Origin of the sequence: Flavobacterium phycosphaerae (assembly GCF_010119235.1) — a bacterium.
Lineage (GTDB): Bacteria > Bacteroidota > Bacteroidia > Flavobacteriales > Flavobacteriaceae > Flavobacterium > Flavobacterium phycosphaerae.
This window is the reverse complement of record NZ_JAAATZ010000001.1, coordinates 1,859,663-1,872,092: the sequence shown is the minus strand read 5'-3', so window position 1 is coordinate 1,872,092 and position 12,430 is coordinate 1,859,663. Positions and strand designations below refer to the sequence as shown.

Here is a 12,430-nt window from a genome sequence, read left to right as displayed (position 1 = left end):
ATTGTCAAAAGTTGCTTTTTCTAATCAATCCAGGAGTTTGTCCGAATTGCTGTTTGAATGCTTTGGAAAAAGTTGGAACATCGGCAAAGCCATAGCTTATTGCTGTGAACAAAATTTCATTTCCTCTCAATAAATCCAATTTGGCGAGCTCAAGTCGTTTCCACTTTTGATATTGATATGGAGAAATGCCAAAAGCTGCTTTAAACACTCGAATAAAATGATATTTTGAAATTCCAATCTGCGAAGTAATAACTTCCAAAGAAAAATTCTCAGTTATATGTTGATCGATAAATGATTTAGCATCTAAAACTGTTCTCACAACTTCTTTGTTAGTTATAGTCTTTTTAAAATCCAACTTATTCAAATGATCAAATACAAAACGCTGATCTGAAATGATAGATTCTGCAAGGGTATAAAACAATTCGTTCTGCTGAAATTCGTTAATACATGTTCCCATTTTAATTTTTTGACTGACTTCATTTAGTCTAGGCCCGAGAAAAGTACTCTTAATATAGTAGCGATTGACCAAGAATTGATCAGAGAGCAAAAACTCAATTAAATCCGTTTCATTCAAGTCATGAAATTCAGCAACATCAGAGATAATCTTAGCGGAAATATCTATGCAAAGACCTTCAACAGCCTGCTTTTGATTGATGCATACTATCGATGAAGTATAATCATTACCGATTATATATTCTCCTTCTTTTACAGTGAATTTCTTATTATTCGCGTAGTAAGTTTCTTCACCTGATGAAACATACTTTATTCCTAATCCGGTAAAGGGCATTTCACCTTCAATTTTCGCAATTTTCGAAAACCGAACGGCATTTCCCTCGTTGTCTTTATATATAGTTTGATTCATTTCCGAATAACCGTCATTCTATTTGTATAAGTAAACTTAAGCGACGACTAATTCTACAATATCCAATCATGATTATAAAAACAAAATTGCTGCATAATACAATTGTAGTAATAGGATACTGGCGAAGATCTTTTAAGTAATATTGAATTCTCTTTCTTTGTTGAATACAATTGGCTGTTTAATATTTCATTTATCAGATAACTTTATTAATCACAATAATAGATTGCCAAACCTATATTGATTACAATTATAATTTAAGAATTAAGCTAGTAACATTTACCTCCAAAAATATTACACCTTGAACGTCTCAACTTGGTATATAAAATTTAACATCCTTATTAACCTTCAATATAACCTATCAGATTATTTTCAAAACCAACAGAAATAACAACTAGGTTTCTAATTTCGTTTTAACTTAACACTCCTAATCCAAAAAGATGCAATTAAAAAAAAGAGAATCAATACTATCTGAAAAAAAATATATCGTTGTTGGTTAACTGCGTGAATTATAAAACTAGTATTGAGTCCTGTCGAAACTAGTACGTAAGTTATCAGTAAAAAAGAAAAATCAAAAAAACGCTTACCTCCAAAAATATACCTGTAAAAACACTAAAAGAAACCAATAAAATAGCTGCTAATACCACATTAATGGCCTTTAAAAACTGCATAGAAATAACCAACCTAAACAGAATTGGTAAAGCTAGTAATACAGCTAAAGAAATTGCTGCGATTATCTGTGACACCAATAACCGTTGTAATGGTTTATAAGTACAGTATATAAAAGCATCTGTTCTAAAATCCCTCTCTTTTGTACAAAGATCAGCCCATCGGTTAACCTGCAAATACCAAAAAAGCGGCAGACCTATATGCAATGCACTTTCAAGAGGTAAAATAAATAATCCTATAAAACAACCTAAATTTAGGATCCAAAATCGGATAGGACCTTTTCTAATCAACATTAGAAACTCAAGTTTAATTAAGGGTAGTATACCAAAATCAATTTCGGATTTTATCATTTTATCCCAATATATCTTTCGTGCATGCGATTCAACTCTCGAAATTTTAGTTGAATGTCGACTTACTTTTTTTGAAGAAATAAACTTTGTATCGAAGCGATGAAAAATTATTGAACTCAGTTTAATCAACAATAAAGCCAAAAAAATCCATAAAAGTCGGGAGATGTAATAGTAACAACTTAAATCTGATCCATGAAATAGAAAATACCTCACATTTGAATGTTCGTTATAATTTATACCAACCGAAATTTCAGTAGAACCCGAAGGAAGAGTCTGCGGTACCACAGAAAGAATTTCATTCACCAGGAATTTTATCCCTAATGGATCAATCCAATCAAGATAACTTTCAGTTAATAAATTAGTGACACTTATCATTGCAACAAATACAATGAAGAAAACTAAATTCATGTAGTTTGTCCTTTGACCAAATTTTACTTCAAAAAAAACGGTAAGAGCAGATAAAAAAAAGATGCTTGGAATTGTTGTAAAAATATAAGGCGCTGCAAACTGAAAAAAATCAAAAGGATACGTATCAAACCTAAACAAGGAAAGACCCAACCCCATAAAAAAAATGATTGCAACTATAAAGAAAAGTAACAAAAAATGGCTTAATGCTTTCGCCAGTAAATAGAGAAAATTAGTGACTGAAGTGCTCGCAATAATTTGCCCCACACCAGTTTCCACATCACGTCTAATGCTATTATTAATTACATAAAAACCAATAAACCACAAAAAGAAGCTGGCCAATATCGCTGTCGAATGTCCTATCCAAGCCGCATTATTCAATCCGGTAAAGTCCCCTATTCGTATAGTGGTATAATTATCTTCTGGTAATGGTACAAATTTATATGCTGCAGCCACACTAACTAAAGTCAGAATCATGAAGGTATTGCTCCTGAAACGCTGTACGAAATCAGCACGTACAATACTAAAAACTTGGCTCATAAGTACGAATTTGACAAATATAGAAAAGCATCTTCAAGCGTAGGTTCACATGAAATTGCATGAGTTAAAACGGTGTCTGATACAACTCGTACAAGTACTCCCTCTCTCTTCTGTATTGTACTAATTACTAAAAACTTATCTTTAAACGACTGCAAATTATCTTTCGAAACTTCCAGTTCAAAGACCTTATTTTTTACGGTATCAATAATTTCTGACTGAAAACCCTTTTGCACTAGTAATCCATTTTTCATTATGACAACCTCATCAGCAATCATTTCAATATCAGCTAAAATGTGAGAGGAAAGAATAACAATACGTTCATCAGCAAGCTGAGAAATAAGATTCCTAAACCGAACACGCTCTACTGGATCAAGTCCAACAGTGGGTTCATCAAAAATCAAAACTTTAGGATCATTTAGTAATACTTGTGCAATTCCAAGCCTCTGCTTCATTCCGCCTGAATAAGTGCTAATAGGTCTATTAGAAACATCCATAAGATTTACGCCTTCTAAGAGTTGAACAACCTTTGTTTGTAAACCTTTACCACCGATACCCTTCAAGGCAGCTATATATTTCAAAAATTCATACCCAGTTAAGTTAGGATAAACACCAAAATCTTGTGGCAAGTAACCCAACACTTTACGCATACTGTTCGGATACTTTAAAATATCTTTGCCATTCAGTTTTATTGTTCCAGATGTTGGATTAGAAACAGTGGCAATTATACGCATGAGTGTCGATTTTCCAGCGCCATTGGATCCAAGCAAACCTACAATACCATTTTCTAATGTCATTGAAAAATCAACCAAACCAAACTTATCTTTAGCGTATTGCTTTGTTACATTACTAATTTTGAGTTGCATGAAAAAGGAGGTTAATTTAAAATCAGTTCCTGAAAATATATGCTAGCAAAAATAAAAAGTCAACTAGCAACCACATGACACAATTGTGTCACTAAAAAAACCTATTGTTCTATACATTTGGAAACAATCGAATACTAAAATAAGGTTTGCTTTGTTAGTTTAAATAACTACTTTCTGCCGGTAGAAATAAACTAAAAAATTGATATTATACTGTTTTTAAAACAATTAACTCAATTTTAAAAAAAGGAAGTGAATTATGAAAAGATGATAGTAACTAAATATGATGTACCCAAAACAATTTTTTTTTACAGTACTTTTTTTGGCTTTTAACATACCGTCATTTTACGGACAAACCAGTAAAATAGATAGTTTAAAAGGTGCTGTACTAAAAACGACAAATGATACATCTATCACAAAACTCTATATCGCCATCGGTACCGAATTTGAAAAAAGCAATGCCGATTCAACGTTTGCTTACTATACTAAGGCACTAATTAAGGCAAAAAAAGAGAACTTACAATTAGAGATTGCAAATACTGATATTGTCTTAGCTAAGTATTTTATAATGCATTTTAATGACTACAATAAAGCTTATGTTTATACCACTGACGCTAAAAATATTTTAGAAAAGCTCTTGCTAAAAGAGAAATCAAAAATAGAAATCAAAAAAATTCAAGAAAAATTGATAAGCGTATACAGCGGATTAAGCATTTATTATTCCAATATAGGTCAAAATGATACCTCAGTATATTATACTAAAAAAGGTCTAAGGTTAGCCAAAATCATAAATAATAAAAATCTTATTGCAAGATCTTTCTACAATTTAGGCATTCAATCGCTTAATACAAACAACTACACAGCCGCATTAAATTGGTTCTTATCGTCTTTAAAGATTAAAGAAAAAATCGATAGTAAAAATCTTCATGAAGTATACATTGCCTTGGGAGATGTTTATTCTAACTTAAAAAAATATTCAAAAGCAGTAGAATATTACTCAAAAGTTTTTACGCTACCAAATACAAACTATGATGCTAATGTTAGAAGTTATATCGCCACAGGAAACATTTATCTAAAACAAAATGAAACTGCAAAAGCATTAGCGTTTTTCACAAAAGCAGAAGTGTTGGTTGAAAAATATCATTTAAAAAGGTCTCAAGTGATGCTATACAATTCATTAGGCATCTATCATCAAATTATGGGTAATAATGATTTAGCACTTCAATATTTTTTTGAATTGCTCACAATTGGAGAACAAACTCAAAAAAAAGAAGTTATTGCAATTACAAAGCTCTCTATTGCTTCCATTTATGAGAAAAAAAATAACGACAAAATGGCCATTCAATTTGCCTCAAGCGCTTCTCAATTAGCAAAAGAAATTAGCAGATTTAATACCTATTGGGCATGTGAGCAATTACTGAGTACTTTGTATGAAAAGCAAAAACTACATCAGTTGGCACTACATCACTATAAAAAATTTATAACCACAAGAGACAGCATCGAAAATAAAATAAATACTGAAAAAATTGTTAAAGCTGAAATGAACTATGAATTTGAAAAGAAAGAAATAATTGCAAAAGCAAAACAAGACAAAGCAAGAGCCGTTGCGCTACAAGAGTTAAACAAGCAAAAATTAATACGAAACTGCATTGCAGGATTTTCATTATTGATAGTTATATTATCCATAATAATAGTTCTCAACTACAAAAAAAGAGCCAAAATTAGTAAAGCTCTCGCCCAAAAATCAGAAGAATTATACCAGCAAAAAGCAGTAGAACTGATCAAAAACGAACAAGTAAAATCGATGCGCAATTACATCAAAGGGGAGGAAAACGAAAGAAGTAGGATTGCCTCTGAGTTGCACGATGGCATAGGAGGTTCGCTCTCGGCTATTAAACTAAAATTAAGTAAAATTGCTGAAGAAGATAAAAATGAACAAATAGAAAAAGTTATAAAAAATGTAGATGTATTGTATCACGATGTGCGATCCATATCCCACAACTTGATTACTCCACAACTCAAAGATTCTATTTTTATTGAAGTTATCAATAATTTAGTCAACGACATCAAGGAGGCTACCAGCCTTGAAATTACCTTAGAATATTTAGAGGAAGATAAAATAAACCTATTATCAGAAGAAATTCAAGTAACCGTTTATAGAATGATCCAAGAATTGCTTAAAAATTCTATCGCTCATTCTAATGGAACAAAAATTGAAATTAACGTAACTAAGTTTGAGCATGAGTTAAATTTAGTAATTGAAGATAATGGAGCTGGATTTGACACTTCGAAAAAAAAATTAGGTATCGGATTGCGAAATCTAGAGGCTAGAACAAAAGCATTAGGGGGAAAACTTATTATAGACTCGGTTATTGGTAGAGGCTCAGCATTTAATATTACAATACCTTGTTGATTAGTAAAGGAAGAAAATGAAGAAAATAAACATTGCCATAGTAGATGATCATTCCCTTTTTTTAGAAGGGCTATCTTCAATTTTAAAGGATGTTGACAATTTCAATATTCTAATCACTGCTTCTAGTGCAAAAGAACTATTAAATCAACCCAATTTAGCAACTATTGATGTTTTAATAAGTGATATCAGTATGCCGGAAATGGATGGCATAGCATTAAGCCAAATGATAAAAAAACAGTATCCAACTATAAAAATCCTTATCGTATCGATGCACGAAGAAATTCAAATTATTAAAGCATTGATTAAAACGAAGATTGATGGCTATCTTTTTAAAAACGCTGATAAAAAATTGTTAGTTAGCGCAATAACAAGTGTTGCTCAAGGAAATCTTTTTTTTAGCGAGGCGATTAAAAATAAACTCATCTTTACAAATGAAGAGGAAGATGAGTCATCTACGAAATCCATTTTACCAAAACTATCATCTCGTGAAAAGGAAATTTTAGAGCTAATTGCAAAAGGATTAACCATCAACCAAATTGCAGATACGCTGTTTATAAGTCACCATACTGTAGTAAGTCACAAACAAAAACTTTTTTATAAGTTTAATGTAGATAAGATAACTAGTCTTGTTAAGAAAGCTCTAGATTTAGAAATCATCAATTAGAATTCTACCATCCCTTTTTTATATGATTTTTTTAAAACCCATCAAAAAGGGGATGTTTTATTTGGTAGTTAAAAAGTAATTTCGAACATGCTATTTCAACATCAGTTTGTTTGAAATAAAAAACGCAAAAAACTAACTAACAAATAAAAAATGAAAAAAAATTTACTCTTAGCTTTTGGGTTCTTAACCAGCATTACAAATTTTGCGCAATCAACGAACCCTGCGCCTTATTGCGCTGCCGGCTTTAAAAATGTCGCACCCTTTAACCTACCCGACCGACTTATATCAAATGTTAGTTTCGGTACTCTCTCTAATAATTCAGGTAATACAAGATGGCCAGGAGCTGCTTATGTTTTTTACAATAACCTTGCTATACCTAATATTGTTAAAGGAAATGGGTTTACGCCATTGACTGTAAATTATAATAATAACTCTACACACAGGGTTCTAGCTTTTATAGATCTCAATAGAGACAATGATTTTAATGATGTTGGTGAAACTGTTATGGATGTAATTTTCCCATTTAACACAGGCACTACTGTCAACGTTACCATTCCCAATACAGTAACTAACGGGCAAACCAGGCTAAGAGTTCTTCTATATGAAGATGACTTATTTACAGGAACAAACGGACCAAACGGACCTGTTACTCCGTGCACCAATGTCACCATAAATGGCACACCTGAAGTACTAGCCGTAGGAGAAACCGAGGATTATACGATAAACATTGTTTCAAATCTATCTTTGGACGATTTGAATCAAGACCAGTTTTCAATCTATCCTAACCCTTCACAAAATGTTGTAAATATTGAGTCTAAAAATAACTTAATCATTGAATCTGTTAAAATAGTAGACCTTTCTGGAAAACTAATTATTGAAAAAAATCAAAATACTAACCAAGTTGACATTGAAAATTTATCAAATGGTATGTACATTGTTGAAGTTGCCTCTGAAGGTAGAATTTATAAAAAGAAGCTCGTCAAAAATTAGTGAAGTAAATCTATCGTCAATAGATTAAAAAGCCCCTTTAACTATGCTGCAACTCAATTTAAAAAAAATGAAAATGAAGAAAAATGTTTCAAATTTAATTTTGAGTGTCACGCTTTTGTTGCTTTCAATCACTCAATTGCAAAGCCAAACAAAAAGAGTGCTGTTTATTGGAAATAGTTATACCTCTGTAAATAATTTACCCCAAACGATTGCCAGTGTAGCTTCATCTGTGGGAGATAATTTAATTTTTGATAGTAATACCCCTGGAGGATATCGATTTATGGATCATGCAACCAATCCCACAACATTACAAAAAATAGGAATTGGCAATTGGGACTATGTGGTTTTACAAGAGCAAAGTCAGTATCCTTCATTTCCAGATTGGCAAGTTGAACAAGAAGTTTACCCTTATGCGCAATCTTTGAATAATGCTATACTGAATGCAAACCCATGTACTGAAACTATATTTTACATGACCTGGGGACGAAAAAATGGAGACGCACAAAACTGTCCTATTTTACCCGACGTTTGTACCTATTTAGGTATGGATAATCTGCTAAACGCAAGATATAGAACGATGGCACAAGATAACAATGCTATTGTTTCACCTGTTGGAGTCGTCTGGCGGTATATTAGACAAAACTTCCCTTCAATTGAATCATATCAAGCCGACGAAAGCCATCCCTCTGTGGCAGGAACTTACGCAGCTGCATGTGCTTTCTATACCGTAATCTATAGGAAAGACCCAACGCTTATTACATTCAACTCCACGCTTTCTGCTACTGTAGCTCAAAATATTAAAAATGCGACTAAATTAGCAGTATACAACAACCTAGCTGAATGGCGCGTTGGCACGTATGATCCAGTCCCTCAGTTTAATTTTACGATTTCGGGAGGACAAGTTACCTTTAACAACACTTCTTTAAGAGCATCATCCTATATTTGGGATTTTGGAGATAGTACCTCATCTGTTGAAAGTAATCCAACCCATACTTATGCAACTACAGGTACTTTTGCTGTAAAATTAAGAGCATCCAAATGCGGAATAGAAACACAGTTGATCCAAAATGTAACTATCTCACAACTAAATACTGAAATTCCAGCAAATAATGACGCAAATCTGATGATTTATCCAAATCCTACAAATGCAACACTAAATATCCAACTGGCAAATGACCTTACAATAAACAGCCTGAAAATCTATGACATCTTTGGAAAACTAATTATTGAAGAAACTCAAAACTTAAATCAAATAAATGTTGAAAATTTCACAACAGGTGTTTATATAATTGAAGTAGTTTCAGATGAAAAAATCTACAAGAATAAGTTTATTAAAATTTAACGATAAAAACCAATAATTTAATGAGTGCTTTTGTTTAATTCTTTAAACCGTCATTTGTTTTAAATTGGATTAAAAACTATACCATTTGCAAATAAAAACTTCTTTGTAAGTATTGGCTTTACTGTGTAGTAAATTATGATACATATACTCTGTAGTACAAAATTAAGGTAAGCTCTTAAAAAAACTCCAAACTTCTTCCGCAAATTCAATATCTCGGTTTTGTACACCTTGTGCAGGAGACGAATTGGAAAATACTGTTTTGCTTGGAGCTTGATGTCCTGCATTATTTAATATGTAATAAACTAATGGATTTGCACCATTATATATTCTTTTTTCTACGTTTCCTGCATCGCTAGTGTTAAGGTCAAATGTTGAAGTTGTTGGTGTGACATTTTGCAAACCGTTTCTTTGTAACCAATAACTTAAAGTCGCTGACTGCGAAATTACTTTTCCACGATTACAATTTCCACCTACATTAGCAACACATCCACCATTTGCTGGCATTGCTGGGTCACTTGTTCCATGTGTTAGCAAAATTGGAATGGGAAGTGTGGAGCCATTTGTGCAAATTCCACTTTCAGGAAACTCAGGTAAATTGCCACTACCCACAGCTATTGCCTTAATTGTTTCTGGAAATTGAAAAGCATAAGAAAAAGTCATTAAAGCTCCATTACTTCCACCTGTCAAATACATTTTTGATGAGTTGATATTCAACTCAGCCATTAGTTTTGCATTTAATTGTTTCAAAAACGTAATATCGTCACCTTGACTGCCGGAAATATCATCACTTCTACAATCATTCCAACCAGGATTTCCTAGGTTATCAGGCGAACCTTCAGGATATACTACTAAGAATTTATCGATGTCTGCAAGTGTTCTGAAAACAGAAAGCGGATGCTCGCCAAGGTTTGAAACTCCTAATCCTGTACCACCACCACCGTGTAAAACTGTTACAACAGCATTTACAGCAGTCATTCCTGTTGGTCTATAAACTAAATATTTTCTGGTAATGTTGTTAATTGTTATATAATTTGTTGTCAAACCTTCTTGGTAAGGAATAACATTAGGATTTTGATTGTCGTTATCCTTGTTACAACCAAGGGTAAAAATTACGACAAATAATAAAAATGTTCTTTTCATATTTTTTTATTTTGATAGTTATACTTTGTTAGATATTATTTTCATTGATAGATTTAATCTTGGTACATTTTTGTGAAATAGCACACAACGTGAGTATTTGCGTTCTGGAGGGGCTTTCGAAGCCGCTTCCTTTTCCCGACACCGAACGGAATAAAGAAAGGAAAAACGTTGGATTACAAGTCAACCCCGCTTGACACAAATACAGTGTTGGTGGCAGTTTTTATTCTCTAAGCTTTCTAACAAGTTCAATTACATCATCTGCTATAGATGCCGGACAGCCCCAATAATCAAAAATTCCACCTCTTCTTGTATTTTGTCCGCATACTACAAATACACCTGTACCTAATTCTCTTTTTATAGTGCTTGCCAACCATCCAACAAAGCCACTATTGTCTAGTCCATCTTTGAAATGAAAACTAAAAAGTTTAAAGTTTTCTGTTTCTGAACTTTCTGAGGGAATCAAAAAACTCCAAACCTCTTCATCTCTGACAATTGCAAGTGCTCTCTCGTCTAATTCAAATTTTTCAATAGGGCACTCTTTAAAGAAATACTCCATGTCATATATTTTTAGTTCCGAAGTCTCAATTACTTTTCTTAACCTATTATCGGTCTGTTCTGGTGTTTCTGAGCTTATGTACATATTAAACTATTTATAATTCTTTAAAAATATTAAATCCATGTTCACCATTTCTTGATGTCCAAATAAATTGTTCTACTAATTTTATCTTTCCATTCTCAACAGAAATATCGCTTTCTTAGCTTCCATTGGAATGGAATTCCTATTTCGAAAGAGAATGGTTACCTGATAATCTTGAGATAAAGCTTTTTTAGAATTGCGTGCCCCGAAAAACCACTTGAGCCAAAAATGACTACTTTCATAGGTAATATTAAATTTCATTTGTTAAACAAAGTCGTTTTCTAATATAATTGTAAAAAAAATGAATTTTTTGGAAGGCTGTCTGTTACAATATCCTCTGAAAATAAATTAATTATTGATGTCAATTCGTTTATAATAGTGAATGAAATTATTTAATTTTCCAAATAATGTTAAAAACAGAAAACTAACTCTATTATCACTTTCTCTAATAAAATAAAAAAACTTTCGGTAAAGTATCGTAATGCCGCTTGGTGAAGTGGCTGATTTTTAATCACTTAAATTCAATTTAGCGCTGAACCCGCCATTTTGCTAAACCGCTATTGTATGCTGTTTTTATTGAAGTCCCTTAAAAAAACTCCAAACTTCTTCTGCAAATTCAATATCTCGGTTTTGTACACCACTAGCAGCCGATGAATTACTAAAAACGGTTTTACTTGGAACTTGATGTCCTGCGTTATGCAATACATAATACACAAGGGGATTCGCTCCATTATATACCCTTTTTTCAACATTCCCCGCATCGGTAACATTAACATCAAATTGTGAAACAACAGGGATCTCATTTTGCAATCCATTCCTTTGCAACCAATAGTTAATAGTTGCAGACTGCGATATAACTTTTCCTCGATTGCATTCCCCTCCCAAATTAGCTACGCAACCTCCATTGGCTGGCATGGCAGGATCACTGGTACCATGTGTAAGCAATATGGGCAAAGGAATTGAGGAACCTGTTGTACATACCCCACTTTCAGGAAACTCTGGAAGATTTCCACTCGATACTGCAATCGCTTTTATAGTCTCTGGAAATTGAAACGCATAGGAATAGGTCATCAATGCACCATTACTTGTCCCTGTTAAAAACATTTTAGAAGCGTTGATAGTTAACTCTGAAACCAATTGTGCATTCAACTGTTTTAAAAAAGTAATGTCATCGCCTTGACTACCTGAAAAATCATCACTTCTACAATCATTCCATCCTGGATTTCCCTGAATATCAGATGACCCTTCAGGATAAACTACCAAAAATTTTTCTTGATCTGCCAAGGTTCGAAAAACGGATAAGGGATGGGTACCAAGCTCGGAAACGCCCACACCAGCGCCACCTCCTCCATGTAAAACCATCACCACAGCTTTAACCGAAGTCATTCCCGCCGGGCGGTATATCAAATACTTACGTATAACAGAATTGACTGTTATATAATGAGTCGTCAAGCCCTCTGGATAAGGAATTAAAGCAGGGCTTGTAATATTCGAGTGGTCATCCTTATTACATCCAAACAAAGAAATTAACACCAATAACAGAAACGATCTAATCATTTTC

10 protein-coding genes are annotated in these 12,430 nt (G+C 32.9%); 4 read left to right on the top strand and 6 right to left on the bottom strand.

The window, feature by feature from the left end; genetic code table 11:
- Positions 1–4: 4 nt before the first annotated feature.
- The 3 genes from GUU89_RS08280 to GUU89_RS08270 form a co-directional block, all read right to left on the bottom strand.
- Positions 5–862: a helix-turn-helix domain-containing protein gene (locus GUU89_RS08280; protein WP_162127471.1), complete on the bottom strand. Its 858-nt coding sequence runs from the start codon at positions 860–862 to the stop codon at positions 5–7.
- 551 nt (positions 863–1,413) lie between these two features.
- Positions 1,414–2,823, bottom strand: a complete 1,410-nt coding sequence (locus GUU89_RS08275) for an ABC transporter permease (protein ID WP_162127470.1) — start codon at positions 2,821–2,823, stop codon at positions 1,414–1,416.
- Positions 2,820–3,686, bottom strand: a complete 867-nt coding sequence (locus tag GUU89_RS08270) for an ABC transporter ATP-binding protein (protein WP_162127469.1) — start codon at positions 3,684–3,686, stop codon at positions 2,820–2,822. The genes GUU89_RS08275 and GUU89_RS08270 overlap by 4 nt, the downstream gene beginning before the upstream one ends.
- A gap of 280 nt (positions 3,687–3,966) precedes the next feature.
- On the opposite strand from GUU89_RS08270, the gene GUU89_RS08265 reads away from it, so the two are divergent.
- The 4 genes from GUU89_RS08265 to GUU89_RS08250 all read left to right on the top strand — a co-directional run bounded on the left by GUU89_RS08265 (position 3,967) and on the right by GUU89_RS08250 (position 9,092).
- Entirely contained in the window at positions 3,967–6,096 is a 2,130-nt protein-coding gene (locus GUU89_RS08265) for a tetratricopeptide repeat-containing sensor histidine kinase (RefSeq protein ID WP_162127468.1), read from the top strand.
- Positions 6,097–6,112: 16 nt separating this feature from the next.
- Positions 6,113–6,760 carry a response regulator transcription factor gene (locus GUU89_RS08260; protein WP_162127467.1) on the top strand — a complete coding sequence of 216 codons (648 nt, stop codon included), beginning with the start codon at positions 6,113–6,115 and terminating at the stop codon, positions 6,758–6,760.
- Positions 6,761–6,910: 150 nt separating this feature from the next.
- On the top strand, positions 6,911–7,750 hold the full coding sequence (locus GUU89_RS08255) for a T9SS type A sorting domain-containing protein (protein ID WP_162127466.1): 840 nt from the start codon (positions 6,911–6,913) through the stop codon (positions 7,748–7,750).
- Between the two features lie 73 nt (positions 7,751–7,823).
- Positions 7,824–9,092 carry a T9SS type A sorting domain-containing protein gene (locus tag GUU89_RS08250; RefSeq protein ID WP_162127465.1) on the top strand — a complete coding sequence of 423 codons (1,269 nt, stop codon included), beginning with the start codon at positions 7,824–7,826 and terminating at the stop codon, positions 9,090–9,092.
- Between the two features lie 162 nt (positions 9,093–9,254).
- Here GUU89_RS08250 and GUU89_RS08245 read toward each other — a convergent pair whose 3' ends face one another.
- The 3 genes from GUU89_RS08245 to GUU89_RS08235 form a co-directional block, all read right to left on the bottom strand.
- A complete protein-coding gene (locus tag GUU89_RS08245) occupies positions 9,255–10,232 on the bottom strand; it encodes an alpha/beta hydrolase family esterase (protein ID WP_162127464.1) in 978 nt (325 codons plus the stop codon).
- A 220-nt stretch (positions 10,233–10,452) separates the two neighbouring features.
- Positions 10,453–10,872, bottom strand: coding sequence for a DUF6196 family protein (locus GUU89_RS08240; RefSeq protein ID WP_162127463.1), 420 nt, complete (start codon positions 10,870–10,872; stop codon positions 10,453–10,455).
- Positions 10,873–11,442: 570 nt separating this feature from the next.
- A complete protein-coding gene (locus tag GUU89_RS08235; RefSeq protein WP_162127462.1) occupies positions 11,443–12,426 on the bottom strand; it encodes an alpha/beta hydrolase family esterase in 984 nt (327 codons plus the stop codon).
- Between the last annotated feature and the right edge of the window lie 4 nt (positions 12,427–12,430).